This window comes from Sagittula stellata E-37, assembly GCF_039724765.1.
GTDB lineage: Bacteria > Pseudomonadota > Alphaproteobacteria > Rhodobacterales > Rhodobacteraceae > Sagittula > Sagittula stellata.
Genome location: NZ_CP155729.1, coordinates 2,893,302 through 2,912,500, shown reverse-complemented (window position 1 = coordinate 2,912,500; position 19,199 = coordinate 2,893,302). Strand labels below are relative to the sequence as shown.

The window sequence follows — 19,199 nt, the reverse complement described above, 5'->3', positions numbered from 1 at the left end:
GACAATCCTGCCAACCGGGCAAAGCGCGCTTTGTCGCGCGTGCAAGGCAAGGTAAACTTCTCCGCATTTGATAGCGGAGGCATTTGAGATGGACTTCTCGGGAATTTCACGTCCGCAGGTCGAAACGCTGGTGTTCAATCTTCTGGCTGTCGACGCCTACAAACCGCTTGGTGTGCTTCTTGGCGGATGGGTGCCGGTGGCGGGGGCCGTCATGGCGGCGATCCAGGGGGCCGCGCTTGTCGGCTGGTCGGCGTTTGAGGCCGGGTTGATCGGCGCGCTGAAGACCATGGGCAATCTCGGGGCGGGGATGGTGAACATGCTCACGGACTTCGTCGCGGACCTTGTGAACGGGCTGATCGTTATCGGCGCGGGCAATCAGGACGGGGTTCTGGCGGATGCGGCGCAAGGGGCTATGACCGGAGGCGGTCTCGCCGCCCAGATGCTGTGGATGGTCGGAGGCGGCGCGGTCGTCGAAGCGGGTGGCGCGGCAGCGCGCGGTGCAGCGGAGACCTTCATGCGTGGGGCCGGGCTGGTGCTGCAACAGGAACGCGGCGGCGGTCCGGGCAGCAATGCGCGTGGCTGGGGTCTTTTGGGCGTCGGCATCATCGCAATCGCGGCGGTGGCGGTGGCCGCCGTCACCTTCGGCTCCGCGGCCGCGGTGATCGGCGTGGCCGTGATCGCGTCCGGTGCCGTCATAGGTGCCGGGCTCGCGGTGTATTATGGCATGGGGGAGGACGATGGGCCGGAGCAGTCCGGCTCAGAGCCCCAGCCAGAACCGCCCTCGGAAGGCCGCCCTTCGCGGGAACCGGCTGGGGCCGCACCTGCACCAGATCCGCGTCTTGTCACCCCGACCAGAAACCGGGCAATCGGACACCGGCCCGCCAAGTCGCAGCGTGAGATAGACGCGATGAAGGCGGGGCGGGCGTCCTACAACAGCCGCTTGCTGACAAGCTATCTGGCGCAGGGCGGTCGCTGACGAACGTACCCGGCGCCCGGGGATCAACCTTCCTGCCAGGGCTTCACGAGGTTGCCGAAGCGGGTGAACTGGCTTTCGAAGGACAGTTCGACCGTGCCGATGGGGCCGTGACGCTGCTTGCCGATGATGACCTCGGCCTTGCCATGCAGGCGGGACATGCGCTCCTGCCAGGCGACCATTTCGTCCAGACGGTCATCAGAGGGCTTCTCGCGTTCTACATAGTATTCTTCGCGGAACACGAACATCACGACGTCGGCGTCCTGCTCGATGGAGCCCGATTCCCGAAGGTCCGACAACTGGGGCCGCTTGTCCTCGCGGCTTTCCACCTGACGCGAAAGCTGTGACAGGGCGATTACCGGGATGTTAAGTTCCTTCGCTATCGCCTTGAGACCCATGGAGATTTCGGCAATCTCCTGCACCCGGTTTTCGGCGGTGCCGCGCAGAAGCTGAAGGTAGTCGACGATGATGAGGTCAAGCCCATGGGTTCGCTTCAGACGACGGGACCTGGCCGCGACCTGGCTGATCGGCAGCGCGGGCGTGTCGTCGATATAAAGCGGGCAGGCCTCCAGTTCCTTGGCGGCCTCGACGAAACGGCGGAACTCGTGCTCCTCCATGTCGCCCTGCCGGATCTTGTGGGAGGAGATCTCGGACGCCTCGGCGAGGATACGGCCTGCGAGCTGCTCGGCGCTCATTTCGAGCGAGAAGAAACCGACCACGCCACCGTCCAGCGCGCCGACCGTGCCGTCGGGACGCTGGCCCTTCTTATACGCCTTGGCGATGTTGAAGGCGATGTTGGTGGCCAGCGAGGTCTTCCCCATCGAAGGACGCCCGGCGAGGATCAACAGGTCGGACGGGTGCAGGCCGCCCAGCTTCTTGTCCATGTCAATGAGGCCGGTGGAGATGCCGGCAAGACCGCCTTCGCGCTGATACGCGGCGTTTGCGACGTTCACCGCCTCCGTCACCGCGCGCAGGAAGGACTGGAACCCGGACTCCGCGTTGCCCTGTTCGGCCATCTTGTAGAGCTTCTGCTCGGCCTCGACGATCTGCTCCTTCGGTTCGGAGGCGACATCGACCTTGGCGGCCTTGTCGGAGATCTCGCGCCCGAGGCGGATCAGATCGCGGCGCACCGACAGGTCATAGATCATCTGCGCATAGTCCCGCACCGCGAAGGTGGAAACGGCAGAAGCCGCCAGACGCGCAAGGTAAGCCGCGCCGCCCAGTTCCTGAAGGCCTTCGTCGTCTGCCATAAAGGCCTTGAGCGTGACCGGCGAGGCGAGGTTGTTCTTGGCGACGCGCGCGGCGGCGATCTCGAAGATTCGGGTGTGCACCGGGTCGTAGAAATGCTCGGCCCGGATGATCGACGCAACGCGGTCGAAGATGTCGTTGTCGGTCAGGATCGCGCCCAGAAGCTGCTGTTCGGCCTCGATGGAGTGCGGCATGGTCTCGGCGGCGTCGACGTGAACGCCGGTCGGATTGATCGTCGTTATCTCGTTCATTTTGATCCCCACTGCTCAGGCTGACCGTGTAGCAAACCGGATTTCCGGGGTGCAGAGTGTAAATCTCTGGGGATAAGCGGTGGACCGCTATCCCCACATCATCTTGTCACAGAACGGGCGTATGCCGCAAGATAGGCCAAAAGGGGCCTGTGGGCGACTCATGGGCGTGTCAGTGGAGACACACCGCAAGAGATCGTGAAATCAAACTGACGCCACGACACTGCCTGACAACAACCGATTGACGGGACGGGCTGGTGCCCCTCAGGTCCCGGCGCGGGCTGCGCGCCATGCGTGGGGGTCCTTCAGGAACGACTCGACCTCCGACAGGACGCCCGCGTGCTTCTCCGGCGCTTCGGCGAGAACCTCCCACCATGTGCACAGGTGATGCAACGACACGCCGTGATCGCCCAGCGTTTTGATCGTTTCGGGGAAGATGCCGTAGTAGAAGATCACCGCCGTATGGGCGCAGGTCGCGCCGGTTTCGCGGATCGCATCGACGAAGGACAGTTTCGATCCGCCGTCGGTGGTCAGGTCCTCGACCAGCAGTACACGCTGGCCCTCCGTCATGGCGCCCTCGATCCGCGCGTTGCGGCCGTAGCCCTTCGGTTTCTTGCGGACGTAAGTCATCGGCAGGGCCATGCGTTCGGCCACCAGAGCGGCAAAGGGAATGCCCGCCGTCTCGCCGCCGGCGATGTTGTCGAACGCCTCGAAGCCTGCGTTGCGCATCACCGTCACCGTGAGAAAGTCCATCAGGGTCGAGCGGATGCGCGGGAAGGAGATCAGCTTGCGGCAGTCGATGTAAACCGGCGAGAGCTGCCCGGACGCCAGCTTGAACGGTTCATCCTGCATGAAGCTCACCGCCTCGATCTCCCAAAGCATGCGCGCGGTCAGGCGGGCCATTTCTTCGGCGGAAGGGTAGGTCGAGGGGATCATGGGTGGCACTCCTTTGGGTCAGGCGTCGATTAGCGGGTTTTCGTCAGCGGGGGAAGAGGTGCGCATGGGCCGGGACCCGCGTGGACCATATTGCGCATGTGCAATGGGCAAACCCGGTGTATCCTGCCGTCAAAGGAGACCGTCATGCGCCCCGCACTGCGTCCGCCCTATTCCTACCGCGACGACCCGGAGGTTCCGTCCTTCGACGATGACTGCATCCTCGTGGTCATGGACGGGGACTGCGCGCTCTGCTCGGCCACGGCGCGGCGGATCGCGCGGCTGGACCGCGATGATATGGTCCGCATTTGCACGGCGCAGTCGCCCTTGGGGCGCGGTTTGCTCGGCCACTACCAGCTTTCGCCGGACGATCCCGACAGTTGGCTGATGCTGCACGAGGGCCGGGCGCGCGGGTCGCTCGATGCCATCGTGGCGCTGTTCCCAAAGCTGCATCACGGTTTCGTGCCGCTGCGGGTGCTCGGGGTTCTGCCGGTGGGTGTGCAGGACTGGCTCTATGCCCGGATTGCCCGCAACCGGTATCACTTCGGCAAGACCGACCTCTGCGCCTTGCCCGATCCCGAGCTGCTGCGGCGGCTGATCTCTTGACGCCTTATGCCGCCTTGTTGGGGGACCGCATGGCGGGGTTGCCGCCCGCCTGCAAGGCCCTGCATGCGGGGTTCGGAGCGTTCGATGGACGGATCACCGTGACGCCGGCCGACACTCGCGGGATGCGGTTGCTGGCCAGGGTGATGGGTCTGCCTCCTGCCGCCCGGAACGTGCCGTTCCGGCTGGTGACCGAACCCGACGGGCAAGGCGCGCGGTGGATACGTGAGATCGGGGAAACCCGCATGGTCTCTCGCCTGTTCGCCACCGTCGACGGATTGCTGGCCGAGCGCCTGGGGCTGGCGCGGGTCGATACGCGCCTTGTGACCGAGGCGGGTGGCCTGAGACTGGTGACGGAGCGCGTGGCAATGCTGGGCATGCCTGTACCCCGAGCGCTTTGGCCCCGCGTGGTTGCGCGGGAATGGCAGGACGGCGGACTTTACCGTTTCGATGTTGCCATCGCCCTGCCGCTGCTCGGGAGGCTCGTGTCCTACACCGGGCAACTCGATACGCTGCCGACGCAAAACGACCCGGCGCAGGTTCAGCCGTCGCAGGACTTGTAGATCTTGTCGCTGGCCGTGCGGTCCTTCATCGGATCCGGCACGTTCAACTGCTTCAGGAAAGTGCCGCCCATCTGGTAAGCTTCGGACTCCGACAGCGAGATGCAGGTCCAGGTTTCCGCGCCGTGGTCATGCTGCGCGTGATGGACCAGTTCATGCAGGAGGATTTCGCGCCAGAGCGGATTGTCGCGCGGGTCGGCGAAGTTCTCGGCCCCGTCGATCTGCTCGGGCGAGAGGATGAAGATCGTGCCATCCGGTCCTTCATTGGCGATGTAGATGGCGTTGACGCGGTCGTCGACGCCGTCCTCGGGGATGAGGTGCGCGCGCCCGTAGTAGAATTCGCGGGTCAGTTCCTTCGGACTGAGTTCCACGACCGCCGGTGGCTCAAGGTCACTGGTCTGATAGGCGCTGTTCTCGCCGATCCAGTCCAGAAGCAGGTCGATGAGAGCGTCCATGGGCGGTCTCCTTCTTTCTGTCCCTCGGTGCATTGACCGTTATTCAGACCAGCCTAAATGGGTATAGGTTTACGTTTCAATACTTTCGTCCGTCCAAATTCCGCACGGGCCATAATGATGCGCGCGGCTGCCGCTTTTTCCGACAACCCCAGCGAATTCTCTGCAGTGGGCGTCGTTCGGACCCCAGACGTTGCGGTTGGGCAGGGGATCGGCCACTCCAAATTGTCTGAGGTCGTGCTCACGCAGCCTGTAGGCCCGGGGAGCTCCCTGAGCATCGCAGGCCTGACTGATGGCCATCCCGGTTTCGTTTTGGGCGTGATGCACGATCTCGTGCAGGATCTTTCTTTCCTGCGGTTTGCCGTAGGGACCGTCGAACCCGGTCCCGTTCTTTACGGCGTACGGCGACAGGGGCCATATCGTGCTGTCGGGACCGTCACCCACCGTGCAAGGCGCGATCAGGCGCTCGGTCGAGCGGTCCTGGGCGATAGATGCGGTACAGCGGGGCCGTCTTCGCGGGTGGGGCAAAGGGAGTCAGTTCAATGGCAACCGAGTCTGGGACGGCGATTGTGGTGTGGACGGGGTTCGCGCCGATCCGGTCCGGCAAGCCATCCATCGAAGGCTTTGGTTGGTGCTCGCTGACTGGCGGGTCATGGCTGGGCCTCCTAAAGGCCTGACACACCGGTCAAGGAGAACCGGGCATTGCGCCCCGGCCAACAAAGCGCCGCCCGGAGGCAGCGCCTGTCTTGTTTGCAGGCGGTGCGCAGGTTCTGGACCCGCACTGGCCAGTCAGTCGACGCGCCAGTGCAGCGGCATCATCGGGTCGAACACGGTGACCGGGCCGTCTTCGGTGTCGATCTTCTTCGGATATTCGACCGGATCGCCCTTGGTCAGGGTCACGGTCTGCTCGCTGACCGGCAAGCCGTAAAAACGCGGTCCGTTCAATGAGGCAAATGCCTGCAGCTTGTCCAGTGCGCCGTCCTGCTCGAAGACCTCGGCCAGGATCGACAGCGTGTTGGTCGCTGTGAAGCAGCCGGCGCACCCGCAGGCGTTTTCCTTCAGCGGATCGAGGTGCGGCGCGGAATCGGTCCCGAGGAAGAAGCTCGGATCGCCGGAGGTTGCGGCCTTGCGCAGGGCGAGCCGGTGTTCTTCGCGCTTGGCGACCGGCAGGCAATAGTAGTGCGGCTTGATCCCGCCCACGAGGATTGCGTTTCGGTTGATGACCAGGTGATGGGTGGTGATCGTCGCCCCCAGCGCATCGCCGCCTTCGCGCGCGTAATCGGCACCCTGAGCGGTGGTGATATGTTCCATCACGACGCGCAGGTCCGGCGTGGCGCGGCGCAGCGGATCCAGCACGCGGTCGATGAACACGGCCTCGCGGTCGAAGATGTCGACGTCCGCATCCACCACCTCGCCATGGACGCACAGCGGGCAGCCGATCTCGGCCATACGCTCCAGCAGGGGGCGCACCTTGTCGAAGTCGCGCACGCCCGAGGCGGAGTTGGTCGTGGCCCCGGCCGGGTAAAGCTTCACGGCGTGGATGATGCCATCCGCATGCGCCTTGGCAAGGTCGTCGGGGTCGGTCGTTTCGGTCAGGTAGAGCGTCATCAGCGGGGTGAAGCCGCTGCCTTCCGGAAGCGCCGACATGATGCGGTCGCGATAGGCGGCGGCCTGATCGCCGGTCACGACGGGCGGCACGAGGTTGGGCATGATGATCGCACGTCCGAAATGGCGCGCGGTTTCGGGGGCCACGGCACGCAGCATTGCGCCGTCGCGCAGGTGCAGGTGCCAGTCATCCGGGCGGGGAAGGGTGATCTGGGTCATGGCAAATCCGCTAGCATGGGGCGCCGTTCTTCACCAGAGCGGCTTGACGCGCTATGAGCATAGTGAGTGCAGAAAGGGGTGACGATGCTATTGACGGTGATCCTTGGCGCCGCTGCCGGATGGGGCGCGAAACACGTGGAGCCCCAGGTGACAGACCGGCTGTACCGCTGGCTTGGGTCGGAGCACATGATCGCAGAGCAGGATCGCGGCGTGGCGGCCCTGCTTGTTTGTCTTCTGGCTGCGGCGGTGTTGCTGTCTTTGCTGGGCGAGGGCGGTCGGGTCTTCCTGTTCAGCCTTTTCGCCGCGCTCGGCTATTTCCAGGAAGACCTGCGCGAAGCCTTCCTTAGGCGCGGGTCCTGACCGATCATCGAGCGGCCCTCTGTGCCTCGAGCTGAGCGAGACGGCGACGGAATCGCGGGGCATTCATCCGTGCTGTCACATGGCGGCACAACATGAGGCCCAGCCTGTCGCGCTGGCTGGCGTCGGTCCGCGCAAGCAGTTTGCGCAGGTAAGGCGGATGGTTGCGGCGGGCCCGCATGTGTTCTGCAAACCGCGCAGTGTCGAGCGTGCCGTCGGCGACCTCGATCAACAGTTTCGGCAGAATGTCCATTAGGCGCAGGTCCGTCTGCAGCGCGCCACCGAAGAACGGCATCCGGTAGCGGTCGACGTTGCCGCGCTCGAACAGGGCGGAGTGCATCGCATCCAGGCGTTCGTAGGGATCGTAGAGGACCCAGGCCTTTTCCGCGGCGTCGATCATGTCAGGCGCAAAACCGTAGCGCGAAGTGAAATCCTGTCGGCGCATGTCTGTGAACCGGTCGTCCCATTCCGTCACGCGGGGATCCAACGTCGCCTGCGGCTGCAGGAGCAGCGCTCGTGCGCCAGGCGCCGCGACCGAATAGGCGGCAGCAGCATAACCGCACGGGCCGGCGCCGTAAAAGACCACCCGCTCGAATTCGTCGAAGAAACCATCGTCCAGCAGCTGGTCGAAGAAGCCGAAGACCCGCGGGTCGCGGAACCACGTGTCGCCGTGCGAAAGGACAGAGAGCGAGGACCAGCCGTGGTCGCGCACCATGTCGAAGCCAAGGGGGGTGCGGGTCTCCGATAGGGCCTCTATGCCCGACATGGTCTCGAACGACACCAGCAGGGTGTCGCCGTCCTCGATGAAGATGCCGGCATGCCGTTTGCCGAGAGGCTCGGCAAAGCCGTGCTCCTCACCAAGCCCTTTCAGGGCGGTCAGCCACTCACCGCGGCCAAGCTCGCTGAAATCCGGAGTGAAACCGTTGTCTGCTGCCATGCCATGTCCTCTTTGACCGCGTCTGAGGGCGGCCCGTTCGGAAACAATCGCCGCCAGGTCGGGCAGATTTATGGCTCAGTCGTGTTGAATTAAGGAAAAATGGGGCAGAGATGGTGGAGAGGGCAGTTGCCCGGCGCCGGCTAGGTGTCGCCCGTCATACGGGCCCTGGTCGCGTGGCCACTCAGGAAACGCGCCGCGTCGAGCGAAAGCGGGCGCGCGGGTGGCGCCATGAGGAGGCGGGCAAAGAGCGCGCGGTTTGGCTCCTCCGCCATGAGCGCGTCGAAGCGCGCATGCCGCCAGGCCACGGCCCTTTCATGCAGGGGGCCAAGCACCCGGTCCTCGGCAAATGCCGCCCGGCGTTCCGCGACTCCCTCCAATCCAAGGACGCTGGTGTCCTCGACGTCGCACCAGTTCCTCTCGACCCAGTAGTCCATTCCGAGCGCATGATCGCTGTGGACGGCACGCCCCCTGTCCGCCTTCAGAACATAGCTTTCCATGGCACCGAGTGGATAGTGGTTGAGCTGCGCCATACCGTAGAGCGGCTGTCCGAAGGGCGAGAAGATGCGGCGCGTGCGGAATTGCTCGTCCAAAGCGCGGCCATGCGCGTCGAACCAGCGCGCGTTTGCCAGACGGTCCTCCATGGGGCTTCGGGGCCTGTGGACACCGAGTTTCCTGTAGGTGCCGTCGTTGCGGTAGAGCGTCTTGAACATGAACGCCCGCCACGGCCAGTGCATGATCTCCGGTGCCGCGCGAGTGAACTGCTGCGTGACCGCCGTGTCTGTGAACCGGACCACGCCCGCATTGCCGAAGAGCCGCCATGTCAGCGTTATCGCGGTGGCCTCGGGCAGGGCTCCGATCAGGGCGGGCAGGGTCCGGTCGCCCGCGTGGACGTTCACGTACTCGTCGATGTCGATGGGCAGGAGCCAGTCGGCGCGCCGCACTTGCTTCGCCTTGTCTGCCAGCTTCAGCCCGGTGAACTGGATGCCACCGCTGTCGTAGGGGCCGTCGTTGCGAATGTGCGTGACGTGGCCCATTTCTGCCAGCCGGTCGAGCATCGCGTCCGTGCAGTCGTCGCAATCGTTGCTCATCGCCACGACATGCGTGATCCCGCAGGCGAGATGATGCGCTATCCAGTCGAGCAGGAAGGCCGCTTCGTTGCGGACGCAAAGGACGGCTGTGATATGCATGCGGCTCCGGCAATTCGCGTGAAGAATTTCTCGTAGAAAATTCTTTGAAGCGGAGGACTTTTCGTCGAAAAGTCCTCCGCCGCCCGGTCACCAATCCTTGCGGAAAGTGACAACCTTGGCTTCGCTGGCCTTGGGGAAGTACGTCAGACCGGCTTTGTGCATGGCGTCGAACACCGCTTGCACGCCGCTCTGACCGATCCATTGCGGGTGCAGTTCGATGATCGCCACACGCAGCGACGACCAGTCGGCGGCGGGCAGAAGCTCTGCCTCCGCGCCTTCGATGTCGCAGACGAGCACCGACGGTTTCAACGCGTCTATCACGGGTGCTATGGCCTGCTGCTCGACCTTCTCCTCGCGCACGATGGCATCGGTATCGATGTCCCCGCTCATGGAAGAGGCAAGGAAGTTCTTGCGGATGTAGAACGGCACCGGTTCGCCCTTTTCCGGCGCGAGCAGGGCATTGCGCACCTCGACGTTGGTCACGTCGTTGGCGGCGTGGACCGACTTGATGTAGTCGATGAGGCTAGGGTTCGCCTCGTAGGTGACGATCTTGGCGACCTTCTTCTTCACCGCGAGGAGGGTGGACATGTAGCCCATGCCGCCACCCAGTTCGAGAACGGTGTCGCCTTCGCGCACGACGCGCATGACCGCGTCGCATTCCTTGCGCTCATAGGTCCCCTCTTTCAGAGCGGCGCGCACCCGTCCCGTGGTCAGTTCCGGGTGCTTGGGGATCTTCAGCCCGCGCGAACGAAGGAAGGCATTTCTTTCGATGCCGTCGCTGCCATCCATTTCAGTTCTCCAGATCAAGGGCGAGCGCATAGGCCACCCGTTCGGTTTCCGTGAGCTTCAGCGTGAGCGCCTGTTGGTACAGGTCTTCGAATTCGGGCATTCCATGCAGTTCATCGGCCTTGGCACGGTGCCATTGGAAAGCCTTGCCATGCCACTCTTTCAGAACCGGGTCCGACAGGAACCGGTCGTATTCTGCGCGCACACGCGGAACGTTGCGCTTGATCGTGATGTCCCGGTGCACCGACCAGTCCATGCGGATCCAGTAGTTTATGCCGATGTTGCGGTCGACGTGCAGGGCGCGGCCGCGCTGGCGCTTGATCAGGTAGCTTTCCGCCGAGCGCAGAGCATAATGATTCAGCTGGATCAGGTCGTAGCCGATCGACCTCTTGGACGACCGCCAGCCGTTCCGGAGCGCTTCCGAGGTCATGTCCCGGCCGGAGCCGTTGACCCATTTCACCTTGTCATCGAAGCCATCGGCCAGCTTGTTGGGCCGGTGGCAAGAGATCTTCTCGTAGGCGCCGGTGTTCCTGAACATCGTCTTGAAGCCCCAGACGGTGTGCGGCTTGGGGCAGAACTTGGGCGCGCAGGTGTCGAACTGCTCGATGACGAAGCGGTCCGTGAGGGTGAGCACGTCGTTGTGTCCGAAGAGCCGCCAGGTCATCGCCACATTTGTCGCATCCGGTACGGCGGCAAAGAGGTCGTCGAGCGTTCCGTTCCCGGTCCGGATGTTGACGAACTCGTCCACGTCGATGTGTGCGATCCACTCCGCGTTTCGGATCACCGGCTCGTCCAGTGCGTTGTCGAGCGCGAACTGCTGTGGCGAGTTGCCGGACCAGTTGTCGTTGTTGCGGTGCTGCAAGATACCGATTTCCTGCAGCCGGTCGAGAATTTCGGATGTGCCGTCTTCGCAGCCGTTGGTGTAGATCAGGAAATCGTCGAAACCGATTGCGCGGTGATAGGCGATCCATTCGAGGATATACGGCCCTTCGTTCTTCATGCAGCCGACAATGACCCGGCCCGTGCTGCCGTTCGGCAGGACGCGCTTCGGGGCGGGCGTGTAGGCGGCGGCCAGAGCCTCTTCGTCGACACGGCCCAGCCGATTGTGCGGTGCAAAGGACGACGTCTGTAGTTTGACGAAGTTCTGCTTGGCCAGATCGGGCATCACCTTGCGCGCGGCGGGCGACAGGATGCGGTCGACATTTTCCGTCGCGGTTGGGTCAGCCTCGGCATCCACCTCGCGCAGGGTGGCAGCCGCGCCTGCCAGAGCCGGGGTGCGCGGCGCGGCGGCCGGTGCGCTGACCGGTGCCGGGGTCCGGGCCGCGAGGCGCGCGAGGTCCGCCGCCTTGTTCGCCAGTTCCTCCTTGGTCGCCTGGTTGATGCGCCAGCGGAAGGCCATCAGGTATTGTGTCGCACGGAAGCCGTTCGTCGGATCCGCCTCAACCCAGGGGGCGGCGGCCCTGTCCGGTGCCATCAGCGCCGGGTCCAGCCCGTCGTGTTCGGCGCAGAGCGCGGAGATGTCACCCGCGAAACGTTCCGAGAGCGCCGCGAGGCTGTCGGCGTCCACAGGGGCGCCGTGCACCTTGATTTCGCCCAGGAACTTTCGCCAAAGCTGGCGGGGAAGGATGACCTCTTTTTTTGCCAGCAGGCGCAACACCGCGTCGTTGAACAGACGGCAACGGGTCAACCATGCGGCGGAGGGCTGGGCGGGCAAGTCCCAGGCTTCCACCTTGCCGATGGTGTCTGCGATGCCGAATGCCGCACGGACTTCATCGGGGGCTCTTTCTGACTCCAGCAACGCGAAGTCGATGCTGCGGAACGTCATCGACCCGGCGCCGAAGACCGCCTCCCACTCGCTTTGCATCCGTCGGAAGTCGAGCCAGTGGTTGGCCCCTTGGATCTCCGGGAACTGGCCTGCCTGCGGGTCCGGCTTAGGGCGGGTCGCGATGGCGGCGTCCCAGAAGGAGTTGGCTGTTGTCGTATCCAGTTCAAGGCCAAGGCTGCGGCCCCGGCCTTCCAGCAACTGCCCGGGATAGCGCCGCACCAGCATCCGCGCCGGATCGTCGACATGCGCCACGATCCGGATATCGTCGGAGATGGGGGCCAGCAGTGCCTTCAGTCGCGTCAGTTCGGAACGGGTCGACAGGGAGGTGCCAAGCTGGTGGGCCGACAGGATCAGCGTATCGACGGGGAAGCGCCGTGCTTCTTCGGTCAGCGCATGCGCCACGTCGTCATGCAGGACGCGCTGTTTTTCGGGCGCGATGTATCCGCGGTTGTAGCGCAGGGAATCCACATGTTCCGGGTCCGTGACAGCCATGAACAGTCGCGTGTGGTTCCGTGCGCCCGGCGAGCGTGCGTAAAGCACGCCTTTGCCCAGAAGCTGGTCGCGCTTGCCGTCCAGGATGCGTTGCAGCCGGTCCGACACCTGACCATCGGGACCGATATGGACGTAGATGCGCATCAGGCCGCGCCCTCTACGTCATCGCCGTCGTCGTCCCCGACAGGGTTCACGTTCAGCCGCCCCCACCACGGCAGGTCCACACCGATATGCGCCGAAAGCCTTTCGCGCGCGTCGTCGGCGGCCATCGGCAGTTCGAGATAACGCGGGTCGTCGCCAAATAGGTCGCGGAGCATGTCGTAATGTCCCTCGATCCATCGGATGCGTTCCTTGTCGGATCCGCCGTACCCCATCGGCAGCCCTGGCACTGGACCCGCGGGCAGCCGATCCGTGCCCATGTTGTTCCAGCGGCGCATGGAGTCGGAAACCTCGTCCGCCGGGCGCCACGTCGCGACGTACAGCATCTTCGGCCGCGCCATGCGCATCGCTTTGATCATCGCGTAGTCGCATTGCGGCCAAAGGGAGGTGTCGCCGTTCAGGACGCTGACCTCCGTCAGGGCATGGTAGATCGGGTCGAGGTGGACAAAAGGGTCGCCGGTCTCGAAATAGCCGTTGTAAAGCTGGCGGCCGACGAAGGTTCCGCCAAGCCCGACCTGCCGGGTGTGGATGCGCCGCACCTTGTGATCCGCCACTGTCCAGCCGCCCCGGTCCAGGGCATGGGCCAGGGTCGTGGTTCCCGTCTTCGGCAAGCCGAGGTTGACCAGCTTCACGCTCATCTCGCCAACTCCGGCTGCTGGTCCGGGGCCAGGCCCAGTTCCACCATCAGCTCATATTCGCCGGGCGGGAAGGGCGGCAGGTCGCGCAGGTGGGCGTGCATCTCGGCGTAGGCAGGCATCGCCATCAATGCATCGCGCTTCTCACGATGAAGACGCACGCAATCGTCGTGCAGGCGCGCAATCGTCGGATCCGCTTTCAGTTTGGCCAGCGCCTTCCGAAGGGCGGGCAGGTATCGGTGGATCGAGGTGTCCCGGAACGCGCGGTCGTTGCGCTCGCGCCAGTAGGTGTCGTCGAAGACCCGGCCCTCGCGGTTCACGTCGCCGCGGTCGTTCTTCACGAGGTAGCTGTCGAGCGAGCGCAGCGCGTAATGGTTGAGCGTGGCGTATTCCCGCGCGCCGGTAGACGGAAACTTGCGGATGCGCCGCGGATTGGCGGCCACGAGGAACTTGTGCGGCACGCCGCGCCCTGAACCATCGGTCCACGCGGGCCGCTTTTTCTCGCCCTTGTTGTCCTTGAAGAAAGGGCGGTGCGCGCCGAAGTATTGCAGCGGGAAATTCTTCCGAATGAGGGATTTGACTTCGATCGCCGTCTCCCCGCACCAGAGGTCGGGGTTGTGCGACCGGGTGAACTGCTCGATCACCGGTCGATCCTCGAAAGCCTCGACGCCGTCGTTGGCGAAGAACTGGAACGTGACAGAGATCGCCTGCGGATCGCCGCAGGCCGAAATGAGCGCGGGGATCGTGTGGTCGCCCACATGCACGTTCAGGAACTCGTCGACGTCGGCGATCCAGACCCAGTCGGCCCCTTGCACGACGGGCCGATGGGCCGCGTCTTTCAGCGCCTCCATCTGGTAGTTGCGCCCCTCGGCGGGGTTGGGCAGGCGAAGGACGCCCTGATCGGCCAGCGCGTCCAGCAGCGCGTCGGTGCCATCTGTGCAGTCGTTGGAATAGAACAGGAAGTCGGTCACACCCAGAAGACGATTGAAGGCGATCCATTCCAACAGGAACGGGCCCTCGTTCTTCACGCATGTTACTGCGGTTATGCGCATAGGCGCCCCGCGTCTGTGTCAGGCATGGCTGCTCGTCCGCCTCGCGACCGGTGTTCCCCGGCTCTGTTGCAGGAAATCATGTCACCACCGTGGCTTTCAGTCAACGTTTGCTTGATCGGGCCACCATTGCGGCGGGGTGTGGACTGCGACCTTGGCGCTATTGACCCTGCGCGCAGCGCTTGGGACATCTCGGTGCAAGGAGAGCCATATGACCATTCCCAATTCCATCGACGAGGTCCAGTCCACGCTGGCCTCCACCGGGTACGTCTGCGGGCGTGCGCTGGCAACAGTTGTGTTCCTGTCGCTGAAACTCGGCCGCCCGCTGTTTCTCGAAGGGGAGGCAGGCGTGGGCAAGACGGAGATCGCCAAGGCGCTGGCCAAGAGCCTGAACCGCCGCCTGATCCGCCTTCAATGCTACGAGGGACTCGATGCGTCCTCTGCCGTCTACGAGTGGAACTTCCCCGCCCAGATGATCGCGATCCGCACGGCGGAGGCGGCAGGCGGATCGGATCGCGCGGCCCTCCAGACCGAACTGTTCGGACCGGACTACCTGATCGAACGGCCGCTCCTGCAGGCCATGCGCCCCGATGAGAACGGCGCCCCGATCCTGCTGATCGACGAACTCGACCGCACGGACGAACCCTTCGAGGCCTTCCTGCTGGAGGCACTGTCAGACTTCCAGGTGACCATCCCCGAGATCGGCACAATCGAGGCGCCTGAACCGCCCATCGTCATCCTGACCTCCAACCGCACGCGCGAGGTGCACGATGCCCTGAAACGCCGCTGCCTGTACCACTGGGTCGACTATCCGAAATTCGGTCGCGAGGTGGAGATCCTGAACGCCCGCGCCCCGGAGGTCTCTGAAACCCTCTCGCGCGAGATCGTGGCTTTCGTGCAGTCGCTCAGAACGGAAGACATCTTCAAGAAGCCCGGGGTGGCGGAAACGATCGACTGGGCCAAGTGCCTCCTGGCGCTCGACGTGGTGGACCTGAGCCCGGAGGTCATCTCGGACACGCTGGGTGCAATCCTGAAGTACCAGGACGACATCGCCAAGATCGGGGGCGGCGAAGCCGGTCGCCTCCTCGACGAAGCCAGGAAGAGCCTCGAAGCCGTCTAGCGCGCCTCTCTCGCCCTTCATCTTGGCAAAAATACCTCGGGGTCCGGGGCAGAGCCCCGGCGCCTGTCCCGATCCAGCCTCCCGCTGAAAGTGCCCATGCCAGAATACCTTCCTCTCGAACTCCCGGAACATCCGAAGCTCGCGCAGAACATCATCCATTTCGCGCGGGCGCTGCGTCGGGCCGGTCTGCCGGTAGGGCCGGGGCGGGTGATCGACGCCATCCGGGCCGTGGAGGCCGCAGGCTTCACCGAGCGGATGGATTTCTACTGGACGCTGCACGCCTGTTTCGTGAACCGGCCTGAGCACCGCGTGGTCTTTGCGCAGATCTTTCGGCTTTACTGGCGCGATCCGCGGTTTCTCGAACACATGATGTCTATGATGCTGCCCGCGATCCGTGGCGTGCAGGAGGAAAAGGCCGCCCAATCCGCCGAGAAGCGCGCGGCTCAGGCGCTGCTGGGCGACCAGATGCCCGAAGTCCCGCAGCCGGAGGAGGAGGACGGCGGCACGCAGGTGGAGGTCGACGCCTCCTTCACGATGTCCGCCGAGGAAAAGCTGCGCACGCTCGACTTCGAACAGATGTCGACCGAAGAGATCGCTCAGGCCAAGCGGATGCTGTCGCGGCTGACCCTTCCGGTCAAACCCATCGCCTCGCGCCGGTCGCAGGCGGCGGCGCTTGGGCGGCGCACCGATCACCGCCGCACGATACGCGATGCACTGCGCAAAGGCGGGGAAATCCACTCGATCGCACATGCCAAGCCACGCCTGCGATGGCCGAACCTGGTGGTGCTTTGCGACATCTCCGGTTCCATGAGCCAGTACAGCCGGATGGTCCTGCACTTCCTGCACGCGGTGGCAAACGAGAAGGGGCAGGGCTGGGCCAAGGTCCACGCCTTCACCTTCGGCACGCGGCTGACCAACATCTCGCGTCACCTCGCGACCCGGGATGTGGATGCCGCGCTGAAGGCCGCAGGGGCCGAGGCGCAGGATTGGGAAGGCGGGACACGGATCGGCGCCTGCCTGCATCAGTTCAACCGCGACTGGTCTCGCCGGGTGATGGGGCAGGGCGCGGTCGTCCTTCTGATCACCGACGGGCTGGACCGGGACGACGCCGGCGCGCTGGAAAAGGAAATGGAGCGTCTGCACCTTTCCGCACGTCGGCTGATCTGGCTCAATCCGCTTTTGCGTTGGGACGGTTTCGCACCCAAGGCCACCGGCATTCGCGCGATGCTGCCGCACGTTGACAGCTTTCGGGCGGGCCATTCGATTGCCTCTCTCGAAGAGCTGGCGGAGGCGATCTCACGCCCCGACGATCTGGGCGAGAAGGCCCGGCTGATGCAGATGCTCTGAGATCATGGGGCCGGTTTCCCGGGCATCCCCATGGGTTCACGGCGGAAGACATATGCCGCGGACCGCTCCGGTTCCGGTTTGTGCGTCTTCGCGCCGCCTCCGACCCATACGCGCCGGAACCATTTGAAACCCCTGCAAGACCCGGTCTCCGACGCAGAAAGATCGTGGTTACCGACACACGACATGTTTCGAATGTGTCCGCCGACAGCCTCAATACGCGGCAACCTGCTCAACGATTGACGCGACGATATGCGTTGCCATGCAACTGAACGCATCCCGGGGCGTTTGCAGGGCAAGCCTCCGTGAGGGGCGTCGAGAGAGGAGACTACAATGAAAACCCGCAATCTCGTGACTTCGTCGGTCACAGCGCTGTCCATCGCGCTTGGTGCACCGATGTCCGCACAGGAAGCGTCGCAACTCCCCCCCGGGCAGATGCAGAAACTGATGGGCGCGCTACAGGCAATGTGTGCCGCAGAAGGTGACGTGCCGCCGGCGCTCGACTGCAACCTCGTGGCCGAGGCGTCTCAGGACGGCTCCCGCGAGGGCGCTGTCGTCGATATGGCGGAAGACCTCGCGGCCAATGGCGTGGCCGTGCCCGGCGTGGATCTGAACCAGTTGCTTGCCACCGGCGCCCCGGCCGAGGCGGCCGACGTGGCAGCTGCGCCCGACGTTGCAGCAGAGCCGGACGTGGCCGCGGGCGCGGAAGCGACGGCTTCGGCGGAAGCGGATGCACAGGCGCCGGCTCCAGCCGACCAACCGGCAGAGGCGCAGGCCCAGGCCGAAGGCAACGCAGACAGCGCAGTTCAGGCCGACGATCTTGCCGCGGCCCTGCAGGAGCAGGCTGACACAGAGGCCAATGCAGCGCCCGAAGCTGCCCCGGAGGCCGAAGCCGAAACACAGGCCGAAGTCCAGCAGACCGCGCCTGAAGCCGAGGCGCAGGCCGAAGCTGAACAGGCCGCACCCGCGCCTGAAGCCGAAGCTCAGGCCGAAGCCGAACAGGCCACACCGGTCGGACCCGCGCCTGAAGCCGAGACGCAGGCCGAAGCCGAACAGGCCGCACCCGCGCCCGAAGCCGAAGCACAGGCCGAAGCCACGGGTGAAGTGCAGGCCGACGATCTGGCCGCCGCCCTCGAAGCAGAGGCCCAGCAGGCCGAGGACAACGCCGCCGCCGCTGTCGAACAAGCCGAAGGTGCAGCCGAGGAGGCCGTTCAGGACGCACAGGATGGCGTTGCCGAAGCCCAGACCGAAGCCGAGCAGGCTCTGGAGCAGCAGGCCGAGGCTGTCGTGGGCGAAGAGAACATTCCGACCGAAGCAGATGCACAGGCCCAAGCCGACGCCGTGGCCGAGTCGGAGCAGTCGGCCTCTGCGGCTGCCGCAGCTTCTGCCGAAGGTGGCACGGAAGAGCCGGAAGCGGTCCAGGAAACCGTGACCGAGGAAAACACCCGCCAGTCGGACGAAGACTTCACCACCACGGTGAACCAGTCGCAGGCCGAAGCGGAGCGCTACAAGCAGGAAGCGCGCGATGCCGGTGAAGACGCCGAGCGTGCCCGCACGGTGGCCGGTGCCGCCCTTCTTGGTCTTGGCGCCGTTGCACTGAACAACATCCTCGACAACAACGACAACGTGGTGTCGAACTCTGGCGACCGCGTGGTGGTGGAGAATAACGGCCGTTTCCGCGTGCTGCGCAATGACGATGTGCTGTTGCGCCGCCCCGGGGCAGAGGTCACGACCTACCAGTACAACGATGGCTCCACCCGTAACGTGGTGGCCTACGACGATGGCACCTCGGTAGAGACCGTGCGCGCCGCCGATGGACGTGTGCTGCGCCGGACGCGGATCCTGACGGACGGATCCCGCGTCATCCTCTTCGACGACACACAGCAAGCGCAGGAAGTCGTTGTTGGCGATCTGCCGCAGGTCAGCTCGCGTGGGAACGAGGAGCGGACCATCTACCGCGAAGGTACCGACGCCGCGACGCTGGAACAGGCGCTGGCATCGCAGGTCGCGCCTCAGGTGGGCCGGACGTTCTCGCTGAACCAGATCCGCAATATCGACCGCGTGCGTCAGCTTGTGCCCGAGGTGAGCGTCGACACGATCAATTTCGAGACGAACAGCGCAGCCATTCGTCCGGATGAGGCCCAGGAACTCGCGGCGCTTGGCAACGCGCTCAAGGCGTTTATCGACAAGAACCCGAGCGAGGTCTTCCTGATCGAAGGCCACACAGACGCGGTGGGCAACTACGCCTACAACCTTGCTCTCTCGGACCGTCGAGCGGAGTCGGTGGCGCTTGCCCTGACCGAGTACTTCAAGGTCCCGCCAGAGAACATGGTCCTGCAGGGCTACGGCGAAAGCGATCTGCTTGTTCCGACCGCCGATGCCGAGCGCGCCAACCGCCGTGCCGCCGTGCGCCGGATCACGCCGCTCCTGCAGAACGGCGGATGATCCTCTCTCTCTCTCCAAGTGA

General features: G+C 64.6%; 18 protein-coding genes. 8 read left to right on the top strand and 10 right to left on the bottom strand.

Features of this window, described 5'->3' with window-relative positions:
• Window positions 1–88: 88 nt before the first annotated feature.
• Window positions 89–976 (top strand): hypothetical protein, encoded by an 888-nt coding sequence (locus tag ABFK29_RS13765; RefSeq protein ID WP_005855813.1) that lies wholly within the window; start codon window positions 89–91, stop codon window positions 974–976.
• A gap of 23 nt (window positions 977–999) precedes the next feature.
• On the opposite strand, the gene ABFK29_RS13760 is transcribed toward ABFK29_RS13765, so the two are convergent.
• Both ABFK29_RS13760 and ABFK29_RS13755 read right to left on the bottom strand, forming a co-directional pair.
• Window positions 1,000–2,472 carry a replicative DNA helicase gene (locus tag ABFK29_RS13760; protein WP_005855810.1) on the bottom strand — a complete coding sequence of 491 codons (1,473 nt, stop codon included), beginning with the start codon at window positions 2,470–2,472 and terminating at the stop codon, window positions 1,000–1,002.
• A 261-nt stretch (window positions 2,473–2,733) separates the two neighbouring features.
• Complete coding sequence (locus tag ABFK29_RS13755; protein ID WP_005855804.1) at window positions 2,734–3,405, bottom strand: orotate phosphoribosyltransferase; 672 nt, start codon at window positions 3,403–3,405, stop codon at window positions 2,734–2,736.
• Window positions 3,406–3,549: 144 nt separating this feature from the next.
• Here ABFK29_RS13755 and ABFK29_RS13750 point away from each other — a divergent pair, with 144 nt between their 5' ends.
• Together ABFK29_RS13750 and ABFK29_RS13745 are read left to right on the top strand one after the other, a co-directional pair.
• Complete coding sequence (locus ABFK29_RS13750) at window positions 3,550–4,008, top strand: thiol-disulfide oxidoreductase DCC family protein (protein ID WP_005855802.1); 459 nt, start codon at window positions 3,550–3,552, stop codon at window positions 4,006–4,008.
• A gap of 29 nt (window positions 4,009–4,037) precedes the next feature.
• Window positions 4,038–4,568, top strand: a complete 531-nt coding sequence (locus ABFK29_RS13745; RefSeq protein WP_005855800.1) for a DUF4166 domain-containing protein — start codon at window positions 4,038–4,040, stop codon at window positions 4,566–4,568.
• Here ABFK29_RS13745 and ABFK29_RS13740 read toward each other — a convergent pair.
• Complete coding sequence (locus ABFK29_RS13740; protein ID WP_005855799.1) at window positions 4,547–5,020, bottom strand: hypothetical protein; 474 nt, start codon at window positions 5,018–5,020, stop codon at window positions 4,547–4,549. The two genes, ABFK29_RS13745 and ABFK29_RS13740, sit on opposite strands and share 22 nt — an antisense overlap.
• A 539-nt stretch (window positions 5,021–5,559) precedes the next feature.
• On the opposite strand from ABFK29_RS13740, the gene ABFK29_RS13735 reads away from it, so the two are divergent.
• Window positions 5,560–5,694, top strand: coding sequence for a hypothetical protein (locus tag ABFK29_RS13735; protein ID WP_269725258.1), 135 nt, complete (start codon window positions 5,560–5,562; stop codon window positions 5,692–5,694).
• Window positions 5,695–5,806: 112 nt separating this feature from the next.
• Here the strand turns inward: ABFK29_RS13735 and pyrC are convergent, their stop codons facing one another.
• The gene (gene pyrC, locus ABFK29_RS13730; RefSeq protein ID WP_005855797.1) at window positions 5,807–6,841 is read right to left on the bottom strand and encodes a dihydroorotase; all 1,035 of its coding nucleotides are present in this window, start codon (window positions 6,839–6,841) and stop codon (window positions 5,807–5,809) included.
• Window positions 6,842–6,925: 84 nt separating this feature from the next.
• Between pyrC and ABFK29_RS13725 the strand changes: the two genes are divergently transcribed.
• The gene (locus tag ABFK29_RS13725) at window positions 6,926–7,201 is read left to right on the top strand and encodes a hypothetical protein (protein WP_040604160.1); all 276 of its coding nucleotides are present in this window, start codon (window positions 6,926–6,928) and stop codon (window positions 7,199–7,201) included.
• A gap of 4 nt (window positions 7,202–7,205) precedes the next feature.
• Here ABFK29_RS13725 and ABFK29_RS13720 read toward each other — a convergent pair whose 3' ends face one another.
• The 6 genes from ABFK29_RS13720 to ABFK29_RS13695 form a co-directional block, all read right to left on the bottom strand.
• The gene (locus ABFK29_RS13720; protein ID WP_005855794.1) at window positions 7,206–8,135 is read right to left on the bottom strand and encodes a hypothetical protein; all 930 of its coding nucleotides are present in this window, start codon (window positions 8,133–8,135) and stop codon (window positions 7,206–7,208) included.
• A gap of 140 nt (window positions 8,136–8,275) precedes the next feature.
• Entirely contained in the window at window positions 8,276–9,322 is a 1,047-nt protein-coding gene (locus ABFK29_RS13715) for a glycosyltransferase family 2 protein (protein WP_005855792.1), read from the bottom strand.
• An 87-nt stretch (window positions 9,323–9,409) separates the two neighbouring features.
• Window positions 9,410–10,111 carry an FkbM family methyltransferase gene (locus ABFK29_RS13710; RefSeq protein ID WP_005855790.1) on the bottom strand — a complete coding sequence of 234 codons (702 nt, stop codon included), beginning with the start codon at window positions 10,109–10,111 and terminating at the stop codon, window positions 9,410–9,412.
• Between the two features lies 1 nt (window position 10,112).
• Complete coding sequence (locus ABFK29_RS13705) at window positions 10,113–12,569, bottom strand: glycosyltransferase family 2 protein (RefSeq protein WP_005855788.1); 2,457 nt, start codon at window positions 12,567–12,569, stop codon at window positions 10,113–10,115.
• Window positions 12,569–13,222, bottom strand: a complete 654-nt coding sequence (locus ABFK29_RS13700; protein ID WP_005855786.1) for a hypothetical protein — start codon at window positions 13,220–13,222, stop codon at window positions 12,569–12,571. The genes ABFK29_RS13705 and ABFK29_RS13700 overlap by 1 nt, the downstream gene beginning before the upstream one ends.
• Entirely contained in the window at window positions 13,219–14,271 is a 1,053-nt protein-coding gene (locus ABFK29_RS13695; RefSeq protein WP_040604159.1) for a glycosyltransferase family 2 protein, read from the bottom strand. The genes ABFK29_RS13700 and ABFK29_RS13695 overlap by 4 nt, the downstream gene beginning before the upstream one ends.
• A gap of 208 nt (window positions 14,272–14,479) precedes the next feature.
• On the opposite strand from ABFK29_RS13695, the gene ABFK29_RS13690 reads away from it, so the two are divergent.
• The 3 genes from ABFK29_RS13690 (at window position 14,480) to ABFK29_RS13680 (ending at window position 19,177) form a co-directional block, all read left to right on the top strand.
• Window positions 14,480–15,388 (top strand): AAA family ATPase, encoded by a 909-nt coding sequence (locus ABFK29_RS13690; protein ID WP_005855782.1) that lies wholly within the window; start codon window positions 14,480–14,482, stop codon window positions 15,386–15,388.
• Window positions 15,389–15,484: 96 nt separating this feature from the next.
• Window positions 15,485–16,735, top strand: a complete 1,251-nt coding sequence (locus ABFK29_RS13685; RefSeq protein ID WP_005855780.1) for a vWA domain-containing protein — start codon at window positions 15,485–15,487, stop codon at window positions 16,733–16,735.
• A gap of 330 nt (window positions 16,736–17,065) precedes the next feature.
• Complete coding sequence (locus tag ABFK29_RS13680; protein WP_005855778.1) at window positions 17,066–19,177, top strand: OmpA family protein; 2,112 nt, start codon at window positions 17,066–17,068, stop codon at window positions 19,175–19,177.
• Window positions 19,178–19,199: the final 22 nt, after the last annotated feature.

What these genes read in the sequence shown, in the direction of transcription:
- ABFK29_RS13765 (WP_005855813.1), top strand. Translation starts at nt 89, where the DNA reads ATGGACTTCTCGGGAATTTCACGTCCGCAGGTCGAAACGCTGGTGTTC.
- ABFK29_RS13760 (WP_005855810.1), bottom strand. Translation starts at nt 2,472, where the DNA reads ATGAACGAGATAACGACGATCAATCCGACCGGCGTTCACGTCGACGCC.
- ABFK29_RS13755 (WP_005855804.1), bottom strand. Translation starts at nt 3,405, where the DNA reads ATGATCCCCTCGACCTACCCTTCCGCCGAAGAAATGGCCCGCCTGACC.
- ABFK29_RS13750 (WP_005855802.1), top strand. Translation starts at nt 3,550, where the DNA reads ATGCGCCCCGCACTGCGTCCGCCCTATTCCTACCGCGACGACCCGGAG.
- ABFK29_RS13745 (WP_005855800.1), top strand. Translation starts at nt 4,038, where the DNA reads ATGGCGGGGTTGCCGCCCGCCTGCAAGGCCCTGCATGCGGGGTTCGGA.
- ABFK29_RS13740 (WP_005855799.1), bottom strand. Translation starts at nt 5,020, where the DNA reads ATGGACGCTCTCATCGACCTGCTTCTGGACTGGATCGGCGAGAACAGC.
- ABFK29_RS13735 (WP_269725258.1), top strand. Translation starts at nt 5,560, where the DNA reads ATGGCAACCGAGTCTGGGACGGCGATTGTGGTGTGGACGGGGTTCGCG.
- pyrC (WP_005855797.1), bottom strand. Translation starts at nt 6,841, where the DNA reads ATGACCCAGATCACCCTTCCCCGCCCGGATGACTGGCACCTGCACCTG.
- ABFK29_RS13725 (WP_040604160.1), top strand. Translation starts at nt 6,926, where the DNA reads ATGCTATTGACGGTGATCCTTGGCGCCGCTGCCGGATGGGGCGCGAAA.
- ABFK29_RS13720 (WP_005855794.1), bottom strand. Translation starts at nt 8,135, where the DNA reads ATGGCAGCAGACAACGGTTTCACTCCGGATTTCAGCGAGCTTGGCCGC.
- ABFK29_RS13715 (WP_005855792.1), bottom strand. Translation starts at nt 9,322, where the DNA reads ATGCATATCACAGCCGTCCTTTGCGTCCGCAACGAAGCGGCCTTCCTG.
- ABFK29_RS13710 (WP_005855790.1), bottom strand. Translation starts at nt 10,111, where the DNA reads ATGGATGGCAGCGACGGCATCGAAAGAAATGCCTTCCTTCGTTCGCGC.
- ABFK29_RS13705 (WP_005855788.1), bottom strand. Translation starts at nt 12,569, where the DNA reads ATGCGCATCTACGTCCATATCGGTCCCGATGGTCAGGTGTCGGACCGG.
- ABFK29_RS13700 (WP_005855786.1), bottom strand. Translation starts at nt 13,222, where the DNA reads ATGAGCGTGAAGCTGGTCAACCTCGGCTTGCCGAAGACGGGAACCACG.
- ABFK29_RS13695 (WP_040604159.1), bottom strand. Translation starts at nt 14,271, where the DNA reads ATGCGCATAACCGCAGTAACATGCGTGAAGAACGAGGGCCCGTTCCTG.
- ABFK29_RS13690 (WP_005855782.1), top strand. Translation starts at nt 14,480, where the DNA reads ATGACCATTCCCAATTCCATCGACGAGGTCCAGTCCACGCTGGCCTCC.
- ABFK29_RS13685 (WP_005855780.1), top strand. Translation starts at nt 15,485, where the DNA reads ATGCCAGAATACCTTCCTCTCGAACTCCCGGAACATCCGAAGCTCGCG.
- ABFK29_RS13680 (WP_005855778.1), top strand. Translation starts at nt 17,066, where the DNA reads ATGAAAACCCGCAATCTCGTGACTTCGTCGGTCACAGCGCTGTCCATC.